The organism is Paraburkholderia strydomiana, from assembly GCF_046030495.1.
GTDB classification, from domain to species: domain Bacteria; phylum Pseudomonadota; class Gammaproteobacteria; order Burkholderiales; family Burkholderiaceae; genus Paraburkholderia; species Paraburkholderia strydomiana_A.
The window spans coordinates 41,574-61,259 of sequence record NZ_JAQQCJ010000016.1; the positions used below are offsets into that span (position 1 = coordinate 41,574).

At 57.3% G+C, this 19,686-nt stretch carries 27 protein-coding genes; 4 read left to right on the forward strand and 23 right to left on the reverse strand.

Annotated elements, in window-relative coordinates; all coding sequences use genetic code 11:
• The first annotated feature begins 65 nt into the window (after positions 1-65).
• Positions 66-389 carry a hypothetical protein gene (locus tag PQQ53_RS21310; protein ID WP_408325964.1) on the forward strand — a complete coding sequence of 108 codons (324 nt, stop codon included), beginning with the start codon at positions 66-68 and terminating at the stop codon, positions 387-389.
• Between the two features lie 3 nt (positions 390-392).
• Positions 393-1,529: an FRG domain-containing protein gene (locus PQQ53_RS21315; RefSeq protein ID WP_408325967.1), complete on the forward strand. Its 1,137-nt coding sequence runs from the start codon at positions 393-395 to the stop codon at positions 1,527-1,529.
• A 221-nt stretch (positions 1,530-1,750) separates the two neighbouring features.
• Here PQQ53_RS21315 and PQQ53_RS21320 read toward each other — a convergent pair whose 3' ends face one another.
• The gene (locus tag PQQ53_RS21320; protein ID WP_408325970.1) at positions 1,751-2,002 is read right to left on the reverse strand and encodes a helix-turn-helix transcriptional regulator; all 252 of its coding nucleotides are present in this window, start codon (positions 2,000-2,002) and stop codon (positions 1,751-1,753) included.
• The gene (locus PQQ53_RS21325) at positions 1,951-2,154 is read right to left on the reverse strand and encodes a helix-turn-helix transcriptional regulator (protein ID WP_408325972.1); all 204 of its coding nucleotides are present in this window, start codon (positions 2,152-2,154) and stop codon (positions 1,951-1,953) included. Before PQQ53_RS21325 ends, PQQ53_RS21320 begins: the two co-directional genes overlap by 52 nt.
• 206 nt (positions 2,155-2,360) lie before the next feature.
• Here PQQ53_RS21325 and PQQ53_RS21330 point away from each other — a divergent pair, with 206 nt between their 5' ends.
• Complete coding sequence (locus tag PQQ53_RS21330; protein ID WP_408325975.1) at positions 2,361-2,792, forward strand: hypothetical protein; 432 nt, start codon at positions 2,361-2,363, stop codon at positions 2,790-2,792.
• Positions 2,793-2,906: 114 nt separating this feature from the next.
• On the opposite strand, the gene PQQ53_RS21335 is transcribed toward PQQ53_RS21330, so the two are convergent.
• From PQQ53_RS21335 to PQQ53_RS21350, 4 genes are all read right to left on the reverse strand, one after another.
• Entirely contained in the window at positions 2,907-3,086 is a 180-nt protein-coding gene (locus PQQ53_RS21335) for a hypothetical protein (RefSeq protein ID WP_408325978.1), read from the reverse strand.
• Positions 3,087-3,345: 259 nt separating this feature from the next.
• Positions 3,346-3,921 carry a recombinase family protein gene (locus PQQ53_RS21340; protein WP_408325980.1) on the reverse strand — a complete coding sequence of 192 codons (576 nt, stop codon included), beginning with the start codon at positions 3,919-3,921 and terminating at the stop codon, positions 3,346-3,348.
• 173 nt (positions 3,922-4,094) lie between these two features.
• The gene (locus tag PQQ53_RS21345; protein ID WP_408325982.1) at positions 4,095-4,349 is read right to left on the reverse strand and encodes an FHA domain-containing protein; all 255 of its coding nucleotides are present in this window, start codon (positions 4,347-4,349) and stop codon (positions 4,095-4,097) included.
• 296 nt (positions 4,350-4,645) lie between these two features.
• A complete protein-coding gene (locus PQQ53_RS21350; protein WP_408325984.1) occupies positions 4,646-4,897 on the reverse strand; it encodes a hypothetical protein in 252 nt (83 codons plus the stop codon).
• Between the two features lie 63 nt (positions 4,898-4,960).
• Here PQQ53_RS21350 and PQQ53_RS21355 point away from each other — a divergent pair, with 63 nt between their 5' ends.
• Positions 4,961-5,845, forward strand: coding sequence for a DUF8164 family protein (locus PQQ53_RS21355; protein ID WP_408325987.1), 885 nt, complete (start codon positions 4,961-4,963; stop codon positions 5,843-5,845).
• Between the two features lie 142 nt (positions 5,846-5,987).
• Here the strand turns inward: PQQ53_RS21355 and PQQ53_RS21360 are convergent, their stop codons facing one another.
• The 17 genes from PQQ53_RS21360 to PQQ53_RS21440 form a co-directional block, all read right to left on the reverse strand.
• On the reverse strand, positions 5,988-7,109 hold the full coding sequence (locus PQQ53_RS21360; protein ID WP_408325990.1) for a hypothetical protein: 1,122 nt from the start codon (positions 7,107-7,109) through the stop codon (positions 5,988-5,990).
• Positions 7,110-7,497: 388 nt separating this feature from the next.
• Positions 7,498-7,740, reverse strand: a complete 243-nt coding sequence (locus tag PQQ53_RS21365) for a hypothetical protein (RefSeq protein ID WP_408325992.1) — start codon at positions 7,738-7,740, stop codon at positions 7,498-7,500.
• A gap of 170 nt (positions 7,741-7,910) precedes the next feature.
• Positions 7,911-8,243: a hypothetical protein gene (locus PQQ53_RS21370; RefSeq protein ID WP_408325995.1), complete on the reverse strand. Its 333-nt coding sequence runs from the start codon at positions 8,241-8,243 to the stop codon at positions 7,911-7,913.
• Between the two features lie 63 nt (positions 8,244-8,306).
• Entirely contained in the window at positions 8,307-8,789 is a 483-nt protein-coding gene (locus tag PQQ53_RS21375; RefSeq protein WP_408325997.1) for a hypothetical protein, read from the reverse strand.
• Positions 8,790-8,954: 165 nt separating this feature from the next.
• Positions 8,955-9,161 carry a helix-turn-helix transcriptional regulator gene (locus PQQ53_RS21380; RefSeq protein WP_408325999.1) on the reverse strand — a complete coding sequence of 69 codons (207 nt, stop codon included), beginning with the start codon at positions 9,159-9,161 and terminating at the stop codon, positions 8,955-8,957.
• Positions 9,162-9,770: 609 nt separating this feature from the next.
• Positions 9,771-10,307: a hypothetical protein gene (locus tag PQQ53_RS21385; RefSeq protein WP_408326001.1), complete on the reverse strand. Its 537-nt coding sequence runs from the start codon at positions 10,305-10,307 to the stop codon at positions 9,771-9,773.
• 179 nt (positions 10,308-10,486) lie between these two features.
• On the reverse strand, positions 10,487-11,284 hold the full coding sequence (locus PQQ53_RS21390; protein WP_408326004.1) for a hypothetical protein: 798 nt from the start codon (positions 11,282-11,284) through the stop codon (positions 10,487-10,489).
• Positions 11,277-11,492: a hypothetical protein gene (locus PQQ53_RS21395; RefSeq protein WP_408326006.1), complete on the reverse strand. Its 216-nt coding sequence runs from the start codon at positions 11,490-11,492 to the stop codon at positions 11,277-11,279. The genes PQQ53_RS21390 and PQQ53_RS21395 overlap by 8 nt, the downstream gene beginning before the upstream one ends.
• A gap of 49 nt (positions 11,493-11,541) precedes the next feature.
• Positions 11,542-12,015 carry a hypothetical protein gene (locus tag PQQ53_RS21400; RefSeq protein WP_408326007.1) on the reverse strand — a complete coding sequence of 158 codons (474 nt, stop codon included), beginning with the start codon at positions 12,013-12,015 and terminating at the stop codon, positions 11,542-11,544.
• Positions 12,016-12,899: 884 nt separating this feature from the next.
• Positions 12,900-14,039 (reverse strand): tyrosine-type recombinase/integrase, encoded by a 1,140-nt coding sequence (locus PQQ53_RS21405; protein ID WP_408326010.1) that lies wholly within the window; start codon positions 14,037-14,039, stop codon positions 12,900-12,902.
• A gap of 325 nt (positions 14,040-14,364) precedes the next feature.
• On the reverse strand, positions 14,365-15,750 hold the full coding sequence (locus PQQ53_RS21410; protein ID WP_408143149.1) for a replicative DNA helicase: 1,386 nt from the start codon (positions 15,748-15,750) through the stop codon (positions 14,365-14,367).
• A gap of 160 nt (positions 15,751-15,910) precedes the next feature.
• The gene (rplI, locus tag PQQ53_RS21415) at positions 15,911-16,363 is read right to left on the reverse strand and encodes a 50S ribosomal protein L9 (protein ID WP_168665203.1); all 453 of its coding nucleotides are present in this window, start codon (positions 16,361-16,363) and stop codon (positions 15,911-15,913) included.
• 27 nt (positions 16,364-16,390) lie between these two features.
• A complete protein-coding gene (gene rpsR / locus PQQ53_RS21420; RefSeq protein ID WP_007182109.1) occupies positions 16,391-16,666 on the reverse strand; it encodes a 30S ribosomal protein S18 in 276 nt (91 codons plus the stop codon).
• 2 nt (positions 16,667-16,668) lie between these two features.
• A complete protein-coding gene (gene priB, locus PQQ53_RS21425; RefSeq protein WP_121318445.1) occupies positions 16,669-16,968 on the reverse strand; it encodes a primosomal replication protein N in 300 nt (99 codons plus the stop codon).
• A 51-nt stretch (positions 16,969-17,019) separates the two neighbouring features.
• A complete protein-coding gene (rpsF, locus tag PQQ53_RS21430) occupies positions 17,020-17,394 on the reverse strand; it encodes a 30S ribosomal protein S6 (RefSeq protein ID WP_408326013.1) in 375 nt (124 codons plus the stop codon).
• Positions 17,395-17,716: 322 nt separating this feature from the next.
• Positions 17,717-18,712 (reverse strand): anti-sigma factor family protein, encoded by a 996-nt coding sequence (locus PQQ53_RS21435; protein WP_408326016.1) that lies wholly within the window; start codon positions 18,710-18,712, stop codon positions 17,717-17,719.
• Complete coding sequence (locus PQQ53_RS21440; protein ID WP_408326019.1) at positions 18,702-19,604, reverse strand: RNA polymerase sigma factor; 903 nt, start codon at positions 19,602-19,604, stop codon at positions 18,702-18,704. The genes PQQ53_RS21435 and PQQ53_RS21440 overlap by 11 nt, the downstream gene beginning before the upstream one ends.
• Positions 19,605-19,686: the final 82 nt, after the last annotated feature.

Sequence of the window (19,686 nt, forward strand, 5' to 3'; positions counted from 1 at the left end):
GCTAGCTATTTTCTTTAGTCCTCTCTATGCGCAAACAGACTCGTCAAGAACAGCCGCGACCCCGTATGATCGAGCAGGCGGCTCGCCGCATCTCTCAACAAGAGACAAAGGGGTTTCGCATGACGCCTGCCGAAAGAATCAACGCAATCGAGCAAGCCGGAACATACGACGAGATAAATGACGCGATGGCCGGATACTATGAGGATGCTGTTGTGACGCACACGGAGCTTGCCAACTGCTACCCCCTGAAAGTCTGCATCGAGGGCGGCACGTTCGAGCACGCGCTAATAGACCTCGAAGAATTTGCCAAGAAAACCAGTGGCGATTACCCGGACGTAAAGCAAATTCTCACGGTTGCGGCGATCAAACAAAGAAGCCTCAGGGGATAGGTGATGCCGTTCTTTGGGCAATTCTTTGGGGTTTTCCATAGTCCGCTAGGAGAGACGTCGCCTCAGGAAGCGCATTTCGTATTTAACGTCGATAGAAACCGTACTGATCGAGGCCGTGTTCTTGTCGCCCAACCAATGTCTGGCGGTACTCCGTTCGGTATGGTCGTGAAGATCGCATCGGTTCAACCTGAGTTCGTTGCACAGGCCGAGGCGATTTACCATCGCGACGCAATCGGGCGTCCGTTCCTGACATCGTTCCCCATCCAAGACTATCAGCCGCTGAGTTTCGAAGTCCGTGGCCGCTTCGATGAGAACAGCCGAACCTTTCTCGGCATGTGGTCGGCGAGCAACGGGGTGACGGGTCGCGCCGGGTTCGGCCGTGTCTTGACTTCGCATGGCTTAGCGGACGTGCAAGTGTGCGGTTCGTGGAGTGACTACAAGACATGGGCTGCTGAAATCCGTCAGAGTAACAACCCCGCAGCAGCGTTTCGCGGCCATGCTGACAGGCGCTGGAAACTTGAAACGTCATATCACCGAACTGATAGGAGCGACCTCTGGTACTACAACGCTCTCTCGATCACAGACCTTCACCAGCATCTAGAAGCAGCAGGAATCGTGCTCCAGCGCGACAATCCCGCCGACTTTGCCCGACTAGTTGCGATTGCACAGCACCACGGGTTCCCAACACCACTGCTTGATTGGACGCAATCTCCCTACATTGCGGCCTACTTCGCCTTTTCCGACGCGCTGGAGCGAAGACAGACGTCGGACGCCACCCATGTGCGCATCTACGCGCTAACGGAGAAATTCGCGAGCAAATACTCCCCCGCTATTGTGGGTCTTACCGAAATCGAACCTGGCATTGCATTCTTAAAAGTATCCGCGCGCGACAATCCGCGATTGCTCGCACAGCAGGGAGTTTTCACCCTATCTACGGTCAAAGACATTGAGCACTATTTAACTGCGCGCGTTGTCACGCCAAACAATGATTTTTTGCTTGCCGTGGACATTCCGATAACGGAAGCTGAGAAGGCCATGAGTGACTTGTCTTACATGGGAATTACCGCCGCGACGCTGTTTCCCGGTATTGACGGAATCTGCCGAAAACTCAAACATGACATGTTGATAGGGCGAATCTAGACAAGCCCCTGAGTACGGTTTGCGTATCGTTTTCGTACGACGCCAGCAGTGAAAGCGGCTAGCCTTTCCAGTGCTGGCGTTGCGCTCGCCTCGTATGCTGAAAACGTGCCCTTAGATGGCATCACGATCATATGGCAGGGCTGAGAACTGCTCATTAGACTTGGCAGCATACGACATACACCCGCCCCAAAGCGGAACGCGTTGGCTTGACGCTCACTACTTTACTCGACAGGTGGCAAGTTAGAAATCGGTCGAGCTTCCGCCCATTCCTCCAATTCCCGCACCAACCACGCCACTCGCCGCCCTGTCAGTAGCCGCGATTTTGGAAAGTCTCCATGATTGATTAGCGTGCGAACGCTTGACTCCGACAAGGCGAGCGCTTCGGCAACGCCTTGTATATCAAGGAAGATGGGTTTGACGCTCATGATTTGCCTACCGGTAGGATGCTCGATATTGGTCGCGCTTCGGCCCATTCGTCAAGCTCGCGCACCAACCAGGCGACACGCTTCGCGGATAGCTGGCGGGATTTAGGAAACTCGCCAATGGCCGATAGTTTCTCAACCTGTCGAGTTGATAGCGCGACATATTCAGCGGTCTGCTTCAGGTCCAAAAAAACGGGATTCATACCGGTCCTTGCCTGCGCAAAAAAACAGCATAGCGAAACCTTTAGGAATTTTGGGCGATTGCTACCTGTGCGGTATCGGATAACAGTGAAAATGCAAAGGAATGCTACCTTTCTGGTAGTCACTCGAAGCTCACGCTTGGATACGGCGATGAATCGAGATATTGTGCTTGTGGAAACACCGCCAACAATAACCAACGGGATTCGACATGAAACGCGCCGCCATTGCTGGTCTGTTCGCTATCGCATCGTTTGCCGTGCACGCGTCATGCATGAGCGTCGCCAGCGAAGCGACCACAATCGCAGAGTTCCGTGACTCGGGCAGCACGGCAAATCAAACGAAAGCCGTCTTGGCGCAATCGAACCAATACGCGCCAGAGGATCGGCAATGGGAGAGCGCTATCACGGACAAGGTGTACTCGTCCAAGGTAAAGCCGTGGAACGCCAATTCCGTAGCTTTGGCCGTGTGCGATCCGCAACGGGGCGCAAATGATGGCTTGTCGGATAAGGATCGCGAAACGAATTACCGCAACTCGTTCGACCGAATCCAGAACATTCCCGGCATATGCACAGGTGACGACTGCAACCATGTTGTCAAAATTCAGCGCTGGGACGCCAACACAGGCGCAATGCTGAACTAGCCATTCTCCGCGCAAAGCATGCTCTCTTGCGCGTCAGCCTTCCGCTTTTCGCGCCACGCAACGGAAAAAGCCCCGCACACTGGCGAGGCGTTTACTGTTGCGTGCAACGATCTATCATGACGCGGGTTTATCTCCTAGCCCAAACAAGCGGTTTGAAAGTTGCATCGTGAAGCTTTCCAACATTGCCGCCATATCCTCGGCCTTGACGGTGCTAAGCATCCATTCAAAGTCGCGCTTCGCGCTCAAGATTTTTTCGCCGTATACGGGTGATTGTGTCGGTTCTTGGTAGGTCATTTTCGTCGGTTCCATTGTGAGATACAGGGGAATCGCCCTATGAGTTTTGCCGCGATACGTTACGTGGCCGGAGTGCCGTTCACTGCCCTGTCCATCTGAACAAGCACAGCGGCTCGTTCATCCGGTCGGAACATCGTGAGCATTTTCACGAACTCTGCTTCAGTAAGCATTACTGATTTCTCTTGTTGTGCGTTTATGGCGCCATACCCTGTGTTGTAAGTAGCCGGAAGTCCGTCCCGGCGTCGGTCCTACATGTGCGTTATGCCTTGTCGCGAATGCGCTGTATCGTCGTTCTGCTTGTTTTGTGCGTCCGAGCAAGCTCCGACACTGACACGCCATGCGCAAGCTTCGCCAGTACATCCGCTTGCTGTTCGTCAGTCAGCGCGGACGGCCTACCCATCTGCACTCCCTCCGCCTTTGCCCGCTCTATGCCTGCGTTGGTGCGCTCAATCAGCAAGTCGCGCTCAAATTCGGCGACGGCGTTTAGTACCTGCATCGTCATGCGGCCCGCTGGCGAGGTTAGATCAACCCCGCCTAGGGCTAGACAGTGGACGCGAACACCAAGCCCGTCCAGGCGCTCTACCGTCGCGCGCACGTCCATTGCATTGCGGCCCAACCGGTCAAGCTTTGTCACTATCAGCACATCGCCAGATTCAAGCCGGTCTAGCAACTTGGCGAACGCTGGACGCTGCGACGCTGCAACGCTGCCGGATATGCTCTCAGTGATGGCGCGCTTGGCATCTACGGCGAACCCTGCCGCGCGAATCTCGCGTAGCTGGTTTTCCGTCGATTGGTCTGCTGTCGAGACGCGGGCATAAGCGAATGTGCGGGACATGGTGTTTTCTCGGTCGGGGTGCACGAAATCTATGAACGGAATATACACCCTGCACGAAACAATGCAAGGCTTATTTTCGTGCAGATCGAATTCAAATGCACGAAACCGTTCGGTTTCGCCCGCAATGCCTTACAGCCAAGTCTAGGTACGCACCAATCTGATGTTCGCTCGACTTATTCGCCGGACGGCAAAAAGACGGCTACTGCCTGAAACAGAAAGCTAAGACACAAGAGAGCAAGCCCGACTCTCTGAGTGACTATCCTCGCGTTGTTTTTACACTTGATTCGTGCATTGTATTTTTCTACCTGCGGGCTATTGAAAACCGCGCCCTCAAGCGGCTGTATGGCATAGCTGCCAACAAACAAAACAATAGTTCCTACAGCCCCGTTGGCAGCAGAAAGAAGGTTCACAATTTGCCCAGGTGTCATGGTCGTCCGTGTCCTGTAAAAGCGTGTATTGGATGTTACCTGCTGCAACTCCGATCCGTCACTCTAGGGACTGGCGGCGCAGCGTCATGGCTCGCATCTAACAGAGCTACGCGTGCGCATCTTGGGATTCGTTTTGCAAACGGTCATCACGCGCGCTCAGCCGAATACAGTATGGCTTTACGACGGGCAAGCCAACAGCGAAATACGATTTGCGCTGTTTGATCGCCTCGCGTGCGCGCGCGTCATAGGCTCGTCTATAGAAAATCTTCCCCGAACCTTTTGCGCGGCGCGCGGTGTCAATCTGCGCCCAAACGCCTCGCATAGATACTCCCCTTCGCAGCCTCCCGCATCTCATCAAGGTCACCGACCATCTCGCGCGCGTAGGCCATGCGCAACACGTTTATTTCCGCCTCAAACACGGCTATTGCGGCCAGAATCTCTGCTGGGTCCGCTCCAAGCATAGATTTACCCGATTCGAGCGCACGTATCTTCCTGCGAACGCGCTCAATCTTCAGGGACCAACTCGGATCAGCAATAGGTGCCGTCATGTTCTTGTCTCTATGATGTTGACCGGGAGCATTCGAATTTTTCGTCACTATTCGCTGCGTCCAATGAAAAAAATCGCAGCACCGTTACAACCCCGCAAATTTCCCTCGATAGTCTCAGCTTCCCGTTCGCCTCCATTAGCAATACCAGGGCACTGCTCAGCTATTATGTCTGCACCGTCATCCCCCAATAACGCAAATATGGCCGCGGACGAGTCGAAGTATCACCAAGATGTGACGCCCAGGAACGAACTTCGCGGCGCACCGAACGCAGACGCACCGGGCAGCTATAGTCCGGTCGTGCGCTTAGAAACCCAAATAGTGGACCCAGGAGAGACGGTTACCGGTGCTATGTTCTTTACCGGCTACGGAACGATCGGTGGCGCGAAGATGGTTTTTTATCCAGCCACACAAATCTTCGATGTAGACGGGTGCACCATCGAATTTCGCACGCTTCAGTTACGCGAGGGATCAAACACCAGCGAATTCGCCATTCACAAGTTCGTAGGAAACGATCAAGGTATAACGATTTTGTTTCCACAATGGCAGCAACTAGACGGGTCGATAGCCGACTACTTTTTTCAGATTCCGTCCAATGGCCCGCCAACGCTTCAGTTGACTACAGAGGGCATCACCCAAACGGAGCCCGATCAAGCCCTTAGCCCTCCCATCACCTTCAGATTAAAAACCAGCAAGGACGCGCGACCGGGAACATATCCGCTGACCTTCGTTTTCACATACTTCAACGGAGCAAGTTGGCTGACCGTTACGCTAGCTTCGACATTTACCGTCCGCAACATCCTACAGCGACACGAGACACGCTTCGGTATAGCAGCCGTTGTTGCGGCGGTCACCACTATCGTGGCCGCGCTGCTAACTGCTATCGATACTTGGGACAAAACTGTAAGTTTTGCATCATCGTTATGGCATTACTTTTTGCCGCCTTTATGACGCTCGGCTGAGCGTTCGTCCTCATAGAATTCGCAGGCGTTAGTACCGCCCTCTTTTGGTCTTGGGTCAAATCGGGTTCCACGAGAGAACGGGACGCCATACAGCACGCCCCGTCCAATGTCCTACAGCCCGTCTGTCTCCGTTACGCTCCGGTCTCCTGGGAGTCGGGCGCGTGATTCTTTGAATCGACTTTTAGCCGGTAGCCGTCATCAATGCTAAGACTGCGTTTCAATGAGTCGGGGAAGTAATTTTGATCCCACGCCGTGCCAGTTCCGTTCAGGCGGATAACGCTCATTACATCAAGCTCGCTATTGCCTGGAATGTCGAAGCACGCCAGCATTTCATGCTGAATAATTTCCGCATGCTTCGCCTTTGCAAACTGCAAAACTTTTTCTTGCGTCAGGTTGGCGACGTTGTAGAAATAGTTTTGCGCGTTGCCAGTCGGGGCCGACTGACCCGGCGTTGTAGCTTTGGGCTTACTCACCGGATACGTAGCAGTGAATACCTTCTGCGCGGCATCGTTGAACGAGCGTACTGTGACGATGATCCCGCGCGAAACCGTAAGCGCCCGGTCGAGCTTCAGACCGGTAACGTTGCATGTCGGGTATCCAGTTGTAGCGTTGGGCGGCGTCCACTTAATCTCGTATGGCTTCGTCGTAGCCGGGTCCGTCTTTGGCTGAAAGAATAGGATCTTGCCGCGCACGCGGACAACGTACTGTTCAACGCGCGCAAGGTGGTTAAGCAAATCCCATTCTGTTTTTGCATCGTGCATGAATTCGTGGTCTATCTCGTAATACTTGCCGACCGGCGTAGTCGTCGCCGCTACATTAGCCGTGAGTCCTCGACGTAGAGCGAGCATCGTTGCAATCTGCGATGCCGTCTTATTCTGAAATTTTTCGGTCGTCTTGTTGTCAATGAACAGGCGGGTAAGGTCGCGGCCAGACACGTTGATTACCGCGTTTTCCGGGTCATAGCTAACTTTGTCTACATGCCCATAAATCCAGCTTGGCAACTCGTCGGCGGTGAATCGGTTACGGTCAGGCGGGAACCCGACAAACAACTCAACGAACATGTCTTTCTGTTCTGAAAACCATCTAGCGTTCCGGTCGTCGGTCAGGGCGTTGGCCGCGAAAGTACAATTGAATGTATCGGCGCTCGAATAGGAGCTATTGTTAACCTCGAACTCCGTCCACCCTTGAATCAGAGTACCGTTTACTTTCACAGCACCGCGAACCGCCTGGGCCTTACTTATTGATTGATTCATTTAATCCGTTCCTCTGCGCCCGATTTGGCGGCGATGTTGCGGTGATTGGTCGAGCGGCGCGCGTATTACGTACGGATTGCATATGGTGCCGCTGCGCGCTCGCTAGAACCTTTGTGTGTTGGGTATAGTGCGGCGGATATGCACTGTGCGGGCAAACCGCGTCATTGCGCTGTCAAGCGGTGACAATGCTCAACAATCAAAGGCGAATTCATGTTGAGCCTGAATTGCACGTTTTGATTACCAGACAACATTTTGAACGGCGGCAAAAGTCGTAGCGCTTCGAAAAGCTCAATGGGTTGGTGACGTAATCAGTTCGTCAGTCTGCATACAGTGCCTAGAAACGATCCCTTCCGTTCAGGTAGGTTTCTCCTGTACGTAAGTGAGGGTTTTAGGTTTCGTGCGCGCAAAAACATTCGTTCATCACTTTCGTTCGGTGAGAAAACGCTGGATCGCCCCGCATCTGAAGTTCTCGCGCACGTTTCATAACCAGTTCCACGCGCTGCGCGCTAATGCCGTACGTGCGAGCGAGCGCGGCCAGCCCGGCGCCTACCTTGCCAGGTTTGTACACGGCCAGCATTGCAGCGCCGATGCGTCGAGCTTCGCGCGTAATTTCGTGTTCGTCGCTATCCATCGTCAGCACAGCGGAGCGCGGCCACGAATACGCGTATGCAGGACGGTAGGCGTCCGGCTGCGAGTGCCAGTCATCAATGCTAGAGCCAAGCGGGAATGCGCAAGCGAGCGCCGCGCACAACCGGTTCCAGCAATCCCAATTCCCTGCGGCGTTCGTTTGCGTGTTCATTTTTAACCCCTTGCGCTAGCCAGATAATCGCGCTTCCATTGCGCATAAACCGTGTCCGACATATCCCGCGCATTCGTCGGCGTTGTGACGCCCGGTTTAGGCTTCTGCGCCGTGTTCGACGTGTTGCCGGTCGCTTCCGTTACCGCCGCGAACTTCGGCCCGCCCGCCTCGATAGCTGCAATGTCGGCGTCGATAAGCGCGCGTCGCTGCTCAGGTGTGTATTCCTGCGGCGTGGTCGCCGAAACCTTGCCGCTGCTCGCGTCTTTCAGATATGCCGCCTTCGATGCGGCGTACTCGTCGGCACTGAGCGTGCGCGCATTCGTTGGTGTGGTCATTTTGTGCCCGTAGTGGTGAGCGCCGCCAGCGGGGCCAGCGGCGCGCTGTTAGGTAGTGCCGGATTAGGACTTGCGAACTCCGCTCAACAACTCCGCGTCGGTCAAAAGGTGTCCTGCACCGGCATCCATCGATGCCACGCGAAGCCGTTCCGCCACAGCAAGTAACGGTGTGATCGCGTCCACCCACGCGGCACGTGCCGCAGTCAGTTCATCAACGAGCCGACCAGAGCGCGCGATAGCCTCGCCATGTGAATAATTGGCGGCATTCATATGAAGCTGCGTAAGCGAGTCCTTAAGCCCGATCCGCTCCGCCTTTGCTGCATCAAGTTCGGCGCTTTGATCTGCGATTAGCGTTTCCAACTGCTTGCGCGATGAAGCATCCGTATCTGCGATGAAAAGCAGACTGTTCTTCAGGTTTAAAATGCTCTTGCTTCGCTCCGCTTCGATACCTTCCAGCTTGACAATGCGGTACTCGGCGGTGCGAAGTTCGGTGTGCGCTGCTGCTGCCTTGTCGGCGGCGGTGATTGCATTGTGTTGTTCAGACATTGTGCGAAGCCCTTACGTGATGCGCGTTTGTATGCGCGGAGGTGTGGTGAAACGTGAATAGCGTGCCTTTGGCGGCTCGCGTGTACGATTGATGCGTGGGGATTGGTGAGGCGGTGCGGATGGTGCGGCGGGTTACGGCGGTTATGCCGTCTATGCTGCTTTGGTTTAAAGGGATACTCGGCGCGAGTCAATCCACGCGTTTAATTCGGCTTCGTCAAAATGGCTCTTTCCGGCACTGACGCGATATTCAGGGGCGAAGTCTCCGGACTTAACAAGTCGCCATACGGTTGTGCGCGATACGCCCAAGCGCTTGATTACTTCGCCAAGAGTGATTAGAACCCGCTTAGGCGCGATGCTTTCAACTTCTGTCATGCTTGTTACTCCAATATATGGCCGCGCCGTATAGCGAGCCGGTTAACGAAATGAAGGGTTAGAGCCTGTCGCCAAGCGCTAACCCTTCCTTCCGTCCGTCCGTCCGTTCAAATAGTCATCAGCACATTTCGAATGCGCCACCGTCGAGCAAAAAAATAGGCCGCTGAATCTTTCGACTCAAACGGCCTACAGTCCCAAGCAGGGGCAAAACCAATGCACTTCACGCCAAACACGCGCTAGCCGTCTTGATGCCGTCTAACGCTTTCCAACAAATTTTCCCCGTAAACGAAAAAAGCCGCGCCCTCTCGGGTTCGGCTTTGCTTTGCGGCACTACTGCTTTCGCAATAATCCACCAATACAGAAATTGTACCTTCCACATGCAACACCGTCAAGCGCGATTTCCGCGCATTTCTAGCGTTTGTACCGTCCGGTTAATCTGCCGAGCGTTTACTGCATTGTCTTGTGGCGATTTTGTTAGCTTAATTTGGTAAATCCCTCTACTTCCTAGACCTCGTTAAACTTGCCGTACGTGGGCAAGTTGGGTGAGCGTCAGCGCCTTATCTGGCCGTGATCGTGCCGCGCGATACTGACGCGGTACGTAAAAAACGCTCACGCCGCCCCGGCATCCACATGCGACCACGTGCGCCCGATCAACACATCGCGCACTGTCGAGCGAGAAAAGCCCAGCGTGTTAGCTATCGCTTTCGCGCTATGCGTGCGGCTTCTCGGAACGTACATAGCCCGTATGGTGCGCACTAAGTCAGCGGTCAGGACGGCTAGACCATGCCGCTCGCCTATCGCCGTGTGCCCTGCGTTATCCCTGTCCGCCATGTTATCGGTGGTCGTGCCTGCCGCTAGGTGCGTGAATTCGTGGCAGTTCGGGTTATCGCAAACGAAGTGCCGGATAATCAGCCCGTCTAGAGCTTCAGTCGGTACGCAACGGCTCATGGCATAAATCTCGCGCGTCATACGGCGGGTGGAACCGTTGCGCCATCCCATCGGATAGCCATCTGAAAAGCTCGCTCCCTTCCATGGTAGGCAAGGCGTGGTCCGGTCAACTATCGGCATGTCAGGGTCAAAATCCAGTGCGCGGAGCTTTTCGAGCATTGCGGCTTGCCCTGCGGTAAGTGTCTGTTTCGTTGTCATGGTGTGTTTGTCGTTTGCGCGAAAGCGCGTATAGCTCTGTAGCGGGCTTCGCGTCGGTCGGTCGCCACTCGGGTAGCCAGATGGAGACGCGGTGACTATGGCGGCACGTCAGGTAAACCCAGCACGCCGCGCAAAGACGGTATCGAACCATCAACGGCGGCTCGACAGGGACAATCGGTTCACGCTACTGTGGTTTGCGTCTGCGCTTGCACGTACACCCAAGGTCTTGACCTTCTGGCCCACTCCCTACGCCCCTTGAGCCAGCTACTAAACGCTGTGCTGGTGGCTACGCTGTACGGCTCCGCTAAAAGTTCTTCGCGTTGAAATAGAACCATGTTGCAAAATTCTTCCCATCGGTCGCGGGGTTCGGATACGCCGTGCGTTCGGCAGTAATCCAGGCAACGCACATTAATTCCTAGATCGCTTCCATCTATCATCGTCGGAGCGTCGGATTTTCCGACCGTAGACGATTCATGAGCGATAGCGAATGAATGGGTTGTGACTTCTGCAATGCCAACAACATTGCTTTCAACCCTTCTAGCAATATTAGAGGGACTTTGTGACCCTATCTCTGGACTCAATGTCCCTATCTCTTGGACACAATGTCCCTTACTAAGGGTCACAAAGTCCCTTTCTCCCATTTCGCTATCCGCTTCATCATCATCGGTTTTATCCGGCACCTTTACCCCTTTCGGAATCATCAGCCTGTATTCTGTGGTGCTTTTTGGGTTGTTCGGATTTTTCGGCCAATAGTCGAGCCAGCCCGCCTCTTTCGCTTCTGCGGCGCAACGGTCCACCGTCTTTTCAACGCATCCCGCGTCAGCCGCAATTGTTTCGCGGCCTGCAAACCCTAGGCGCTTGTATTTCTCATTCTGAAAATCGGAAATGATTCGCAGAATATGCCGCTGCGTCGCATTGAACGGCGAGCGTTTGAGCGCTTGGGCGTATGCCCAACGTGTTACCCATTCATCAGTCATGCGCGAACCCCTCTGGAATCATCAGCGAAAATTCGCGCTCTTTGCCGATCATCTTGCTAACGGCCAACCATCCGGATCTTTCCGCCTTAGCAATGCAGCGCTCAACGGTTTTTGTGCTAGTCCCCGCGTCCCGCGCGATTTGCTCTATAGTCGCCCGCACCTTTACCGGTTCGCGCGTCACTAGCGGCGAATTCGTTTTCTTCGTCATGCTCTACCCCGTAAACTGAAAAACCCGCATTAGGCGGGTTCGTGTACTTTCATGCCAACCAGCCTTTAGCCTGGAAAGCGTCTTTTAGTCTTGCCAACGTTTCGACACGCAGCGCGCTAACGGCAACGCGTACGCGCTCGCCGACCTTGCCTACCGTCACGTGCGATAGCCCTGTGCGCTTCGCAATCTCGCGGAAGCTTTCACACCATGTCTCGCCGTGATCGAACTCGCGCACGATGACGGCTCGCAACAGGTCCGCATTCTTGTGCAAGCTGGCGAATGCCGCGCATAGTGTGTCTGTAGCCTGCTCGCGGGCCTTACCAGCACCATCGTATGCGCTCACAGCCCATGCGTGTTGGACCTCACTTAGCGCCGCCTGAGTAGCTAGAGTGACGTGTACCGCGTCCATTACGCGGTCTTGCATCGATACCTTGTTAATCACAGTGCAACGGCTCGTAGACTCGCCGTATCCCGGAACGTTGATCGCATCGCAAAGCGCCATCGTTTCGAACATATTTTCCAAGCCCCGCTCCACCGTCGCGAACAACCTATCGCCCCGCCCCGCCCTGCATCCACCCGTTGCCGTATTCGTCATCGTTTCTCACTACTTTTCAGTAGTCCTTATCTGCTCATAGTTTCATTTACCGTCCCTCAACGGTTCTCTTTGCTCTTTGTTGCCGGTGGAAAAACGAACCACAGGGCTAATTTTCGTCTAGTCGGACGCTTTGACCCTGGCATTAGCTTCTGCCTAGCACCGCCAAATTCCCCCCATCCCGTTACTGGCGGGCTTTCGCGGGATATAAAAAAGTGTCCGAGTGATCGTGCAAAGCGGACTTCGTCATATCGACGCGCTTAGCCAGACGCGCTTGCAACCGCTTTGACGGCATAAAAAAACCCGCACTAGGCGGGTTCTGTGTGTGGGTGCTGCGTGCTCTGTTTTGCGCCCGTAAACGACGAAGGGCGGCAACCTTTCGGCCCCGCCCTTCCGTACGAATCTCCCAATGTACAAGATATTAGCGCCTTGACCGCCACACTGCAACGCTCTGAAACGCGATTTGAGCGTAGAAAATGTACAGCAACGCTCTACAACCCTGACTGTTAAAGGTTACAGCGCAATACCTATGACAAACCCTAATATTTAGTGTGCATCAGAACTACGCGACTCCTTCTCGCGGCGATGCCAATACGTACAGAGCGCCACAGCAATGACGACAGACCCGATGAACGTCAGCCACACGAACGGCAAAGCCGACCGCGACGGATGCGAAGGCAGCAAGAAGAAAGTTAGAAACGGGATATGGAAGCAGGTTACGATTTTGCCAAGCATGGTTGTTCTTGGTGAGTGCGTTGTGCAGATACGAAAAGCCCGCACGCGGACGGCTGTTTTGGTCGAGCAAGCGTCGAGCGTCAGAGGAACGCGGATACCTGGTTAAGCCGCTCGGTGATGTTGTCCGTAATCGCGCCATAGTTCGATTGGATAATCGCAACGCTAGTGCCGGTGAGCTTGGCCACGGTAAAGACGTCCAGACCGCGCGCTATGGCTTCGCTTATGTAGGTATGGCGCATGCAGTAGAGAACCGCATCGGGGAGCTTAGCGGCCTCTCTCGCCTCTCTGAATGCCACGCCCCACGCGGGAGCCGTCCAGCGCTGCCCGTCAGCTTGCGTCAACAGGGGGGCATTTCCGATTTTGTCTTTCGTCAACGCCGCAAAGAACTCCAGCGCCGCTGACGATAGATAGACTTTGCGTGGCCCCGTCTTGCCGGTCAAGTTCAGTACTCCCGCACTCCGGTCAAAATCGGCCGCGTCGGCGTTCGCCAATTCACCGGGCCGTGCGCCAATGTGCAGCAGCGCGAGCGACAGCGTTCGCAAATCGTTCTGCATGGCATCAAGTAGGCGCTTGCGCTCCTCCGCGTGGAGCCAGCCGTTGCGCCGCGCGCCTACTTGCTTGTGCTTGTTTACTTCCTTCCAGCCTATGTCCGTAGAGACTAGCCGGTGTTTCTTCGCATAGTTGAGGGCGGCTTTCAGTGCCGTAAGGTTTCGGTTAGCCGAATCCTTTGCGCGCTTCTCGCTTTCCTCGTCGGCTGCTTCGTCGTCCATTGCGGATTGCTCGTCGCGCCACTTCTCAACGTCGAGCGTGCGGAGCTTGGACAGGTCGATTGAGCCTATGCGGTGGCCGTACACCAGCCGCTTAAAGCGCCCCTCCGCGTCGTTCGCGTTCGCTGCGCCTTTTTCGCTCCGCCGGTTCGCCACGTACAGACGACAGGCGTCAGATACGGTCGTGCTTTTGTGCTGCACGCCGCTTTTCAGTCCGTTCGCCCATTCCGTTACCGCCTTACTGGCGGCATCAAAAGTATCGAACTGACCGAATGAATTGAATTCCTGCTTTCCGGCATCGTTGCGCCGCCGCCCTATCCACGTACCAGCCCCGGAGTCTAGCCTCCGGAAACCGCAGTAGACGCCAGCCGATAGACGGACAAAGTACGGCTCCCGGCGCGGCGCGAGTTTGTCGCGGGCCGTCTTGCTGTCGATCTTGATTTTGGTCGTCATGAATGACCCTAGCCGGGTATTTGGACCGGGCCATCATATAGGAAAAATTGGGCCGTACGAATTTTGTACGAAAAGACACTCAGAAAAGTACTGAAACAGGTAGAGACAGTAAATTCAGCGTTTACAAGCACTTACCGGATTTTTTGACATCGATCGAAACAGCCTGCAACCCCATTTTTTGCCCTCGGTGGGCATGAATCGACCGAACATTGGGATCCCGAAAATTGGTCACATAATGGCTGACATAAAACCGCCATATTGTACCGTTGCGGGGCTTATGTCGCACTTTTGAAAGCGCCGTTACAACAGGCGCGTATTTGTGTGTTTACTCGCTGTAGAAATTCTGCGCGCCGGCAAAATTGTCGAACTTCGTAAATTGGCCGTGGAACGTGAGCCGAACAGGTCCGATCGGGCCATTCCGCTGTTTACCGATGATGATTTCGGCCGTGCCCTTGTCCGGACTGTCCGGGTTATAGACTTCGTCGCGGTAAATGAACAGGATCACGTCCGCATCCTGTTCGATAGCGCCGGATTCACGCAGATCCGACATGATGGGCCGCTTGTTCGGGCGTTGTTCGAGACCCCGGTTGAGCTGCGACAATGCAATCACCGGTACGTCGAGTTCTTTGGCGAGACTCTTGAGCGAACGCGAGATTTCGGAAATTTCGGTCGCGCGGTTTTCGCCGGACGACGACCCGCTCATCAGCTGCAGGTAGTCGATGATGATCAGACCCAGCTTGCCGCACTGGCGCGACAGCCGGCGTGCGCGTGAGCGCAATTCCATCGGGTTCAACCCACCGGTTTCGTCGATGAAGATCTGCGCTTCGCTCATTTTCTGCACCGCGTGCGTGAGCTTTGGCCAATCCTCGTCGGTCAGACGGCCGGTTCGCATACGGTGCTGATCGAGCCGGCCGACCGAGCCGAGCATACGCATCGTGAGCTGCGACCCCGGCATTTCCATCGAGAACACGGCGACCGGCAGACCATACTCGACCGCCACGTATTCGCCGACGTTCATCGAAAACGCCGTTTTACCCATCGACGGACGCCCCGCGACGATGATCAGCTCGCCGCCGTGCATGCCCGACGTCATGCGATCCAGATCGACGAAGCCGGTCGGCGTGCCGGTCACGTCGCTCGGGTTCGCGGTGTGATACAGCGTGTCGATCCGCTCGACCACTTGGGTCAGCAGCGGCCCGATTTCCAGGAAGCCTTGGGTCCCGCGCGCGCCGTCTTCGGCGATCGAGAACACCTTCGATTCGGCTTCGTCCAGTAACTGCCGGACTTCCTTGCCTTGCGGATTGAACGCATCGGCCGAGATTTCATCAGCGACCGACACCAGCCGGCGCAATACCGCGCGATCGCGCACGATTTCCGCGTAGCGCCGAATATTGGCCGCGCTCGGTGTGTTCTGCGCCAGTGCGTTCAGGTAGGCGAGACCGCCGACCTCTTCCGCCTTGCCCGAGGTGCCAAGCGCCTCGTACACGGTGATCACGTCGGCCGGACGCGTTGCCGCGATCAGCTTGCCGATGTGCTCGAAGATGATGCGGTGGTCGTAGCGGTAAAAGTCGCTCTGCGACAGGAAGTCGGCGATGCGGTCCCATGCCGCGTTGTCGAGCAGCAGGCCGCCCAGCACCGATTGCTCGGCCTCGATCGAATGCGGCGGGACTTTCAGCGACTCGAGTTGGGGATCTTTGGACGGTGCGTTCATGGAGTGGAATTATCGGGTAATCGGGCGGCGGGGGCGAGCGCAAAAAATGAAAACGGCCACAAAAAAGGCAGGGGCCGGTTTCCCGGCCCCTGCCTTTCGCCAGCTACATCCTGGCAAATGCTATTTGGTGCTTAGACGCGGTCGGCTAGACGCGGTCGGCTTAGACGTGTTCGCCGATCACAGCCACCGTCACATCGACCAGAACGTCGGTGTGCAGCGAAACTTGAACTGCGTGGTCGCCGACCGTCTTCAGCGGGCCTTCCGGCAGACGCACTTGCGCCTTTTCCACTGCGAAGCCTTGCTTGACCAGTGCGTCAGCGATGTCGGCGTTCGTCACCGATCCGAACAGACGGCCGTCGACGCCAGCCTTCTGGCCGATCTGAACCGTCGAGCCTGCCAGCTTTTCGCCTTGAGCCGAAGCGGCCGCCAGCTTTTCAGCGGCGATCTTTTCGAGTTCTGCACGGCGCACTTCGAATTCAGCCAGGGCTTCCTTCGTTGCACGGCGAGCTTGCTTGTTCGGGATCAGGAAGTTACGTGCGTAACCGTCCTTGACCTTCACGATATCGCCCAGGTTGCCCAGATTGACGACTTTTTCCAGAAGAATGATTTGCATTCGGATGCTCCTTATCGCGTCGTCGGGTTAGGCCTTGTGCTGGTCGGTGTACGGCACCAGCGCGAGGAAACGTGCGCGCTTGATTGCCGTATCCAGCTGGCGTTGATAGTGCGACTTCGTACCCGTGAGACGCGCCGGCGTGATCTTGCCGTTTTCGCCGATGAAGTCCTTCAGCGTTTCGAGGTCCTTGTAGTCGATGTGATCGACGCCAGCGGCCGTGAAACGGCAGAACTTCTTGCGCTTGAAGAGCGGATTTTGTTGCTGACGACGCTTGTCGAATTTCTTACCAGTCGGGCGGGGCATGTTCAGTCCTTTCCAATGTCCTGCAATGCTGTGATGTGAAATACCAGAGTTCTTGCGTTGCGGTGCTTTTTCGCCAGAAAGCCTGTGAAGAGCGTTTCCACGCCCATCGGACAGCTTTCCAGCCTGCCGCTCGCTTCGCCTGCGGCGACTGCCTGCATGGTCAGTTCGACCTGGCGGGCAATGCCCGCTTCGACGACTTCCGTGCGATGCTGCAACGTGCATCCTGCGATCGGAACGCCGGCGGGGGTGTACCGCACCGGTTCGCGTTCGACGACGCTGGCCGTGAGTTGCAGCCGGTTCATGAAGCCTTTGGCGAAAGCGACGCTTGGGTCTGGTAGCTTAAATAGTGTGTCTTAAGCCTGCGCTTCGGACGGTTGCGTAGCAGCCGACTTCTTGGCTTCTTCGCGCTGCACTTCCTTCATCATCGGCGACGGGCCGATTTCGGCCTTCTTCATCTTGACGATCAGGTGACGCAGAACAGCGTCGTTGAACTTGAATGCGTGCTCCAGCTCGTCGAGCGTGGTTTGGTCGCATTCGATGTTCATGCAGACGTAGTGAGCCTTCGCGAGTTTCTCGATCATGTAGGCCAGTTGGCGACGGCCCCAGTCTTCGATACGGTGGATCTGGCCACCGTGCGAGGTGATCGTGGACTTGTAACGCTCGATCATGGCGGGCACTTGCTCGCTCTGATCCGGGTGCACGATAAATACGATTTCGTAATGACGCATATTCACTCCTTGTGGATTAAAGCCACCCGGGCGTCGGAACCGGTGCGGCAAGTGAGAAGCCAAAGAGTGTAACCCGAATGGGGCCGGGTTGCAAGATATCTCATTAGTGCGGCGCACGAATCGGGTGTGTTTTCAAAGGTTTAGGGGCGCACGGGAAGATGGTGCGAGGAAGGCCGGAGTGCCTTTGGACACCTGCAACCTGCCTGGCGGCGTCAGGTTGCTGTCCGCCAGCCCGAGAGGCCCGCTGGCCGGCTTTCTGTGCCCCTGCCCAGCCCGCCCCTCGCAGCCACTGCACCGCCCTCCGACACCGCTCCCCCCACCCTCAACCGCCTTCGGTTCGCCCGCTACCGCCTTGCAAACGCGCCTTGAGCGCCGCTTCGAGACCGCTCAACGCATCCGGCGCGGCGTCGGTGATCGCCCACCAGGTCATGCCTTCCGCGTCCCAGTGGGCGATCGAATAGCCTTCGTGGCCGAGTGCCGCGGGCGCCCCGCCGTCCGCGCCACGGCCTGCCCCCGCGCCCGCCTGCGGGAACACATACACGTCGATCACGTGCTTGCGGTAGCGATACACCAGCACGGCCACCCGCTGATGCGCGATGTAGTCGAGCCGGCCGCCCTCCAGCGCGAAGCCGCTGGCCGCGAGATCCTCGACGGGCGGCGAATAGTCGAGCCGGCCGTTGAACCATGGCTTGACCGTATGCCGGTCCGTCGAAATCACGTCGATGTCGCGTCCCGAGACCTGCGCCCGCACGTGACTTTCCACCAGTTCGTCGGCGAACGGCGTGAAATCGGCTGGGCGCCGCACATTCAGCGTGACGACCGCCGCCACCGCGCACAGCGCGACAGCGAGCGCCGCCAGCCAGCCCGGCGCGAAGAGACGCTGCGCGCCGCCCGTGGCGAGCGGCTGTCCGACGCCGCCGGGCGAGCCGCCCCAGCCATCCCGCTTGCCCTGACCCGGCCCCTGAAACCAGCCCTTCAGCCAGCCGCCAAGCCGCTCCGGCCACACGGACTGGCGTCGAGGCTTCTCGTCCTTCGCGGCCGTCCCCGGCGTCGCGGCAGCCCCGGCTCCTCCAGACGCCGCAGACGCCACCGCCTCATCCACTTCCGGCAACCCGGCGACGATCCGCGCGTGCAGCGACGGCGGCGCGCGATGATAAGGCGCCGCGCGCAGCGCGCCGCCCAGCGCCCGCAGGTGTTCGCTTTCACGCCGGCAGGCCTCGCAGCTCTCGATATGCTGCTGGACGCGCCGTGCATCCGGCGCGGGCAATTCGTGATCGGCATTCGCATCGAGGAGCGGCCGTGCTTCGTTACAGTCCATCCGGCGTCTCCCTGGCGGGGCCGGCGGCGTTGCCGCCGGGGAGGTTGAGGGGCCGGCCGTTCGCAGACGCCCGGAGTGGCGTAACCGTGGCGCCAGGCGGCTTGCCGGCGACGGGTATCGCGGCGCGAGGGTCGTTGTCGTCGCCCGGCTCGACGGCGCGTGTGCCTGCCGCGCGACCGGTCTCACGCGGATCGGCGCAACCCTCTCGCGAGAGCGCAGATGCGGTGGATCGCAAATGTCCGGAAGATGGCGCGCCGTTATGCGCGCCAGCCGTGCCCCCCGCCGACGCTCCGCCCATCGCCCCGCCACCGCCCGCCACGCCCTGCGTGTCCACCAGCAGCGCGGCCAGCTTGCGACGCCCGCGCGCGAGCCGCGACATGACCGTGCCGATCGGCACATCGGCCACCGCCGCAATCTCCCGATAACCCATCTCTTCGAGTTCCCGCAGAATCAGCACCTCCCGATACTCGACCGGCAGCAGCGCCAGTGCCTCATGCACTCGCCTCGCATCCTCGTCGCGGATCAGGAGCGCCTGCGGATCGGTGCCGCCCGCGCTCCAGCCGTCGAAAGTGGCCTCGTCCATGGTGTCGTCGAATTCGAGCATTTCATGCGGCGACGCGCGGCGGCGCCACTCGGTGTACCAGGTGCGGCGCACGATCGCCAGCAGCCACGGCCGCGCGGAATCGCCCCGGAACGTATCGAAAAAGCGGAACGCACGCATGAAGGCTTCCTGAACCACGTCCTCCGCGTCGCTGGCGTTGCCGCACAGCCAGCGCGCGAGGTTGTACGCGGCGTCGAGGTGCGGCAGCGCGAGCTGCTGGAAACGGCGGCTCCTCGCTGCTTCGGTTTCGCCGCGCCCGGGGGCGTCGGCATCGGTTTCGGTCTGGACCACCTCGGCCCTCCAGGGCATTGCGGCTAGGCTGTGCGGCTCGTCGTCACGTTCCTCTCATCGCATAACCGGCCACACGCCGAGT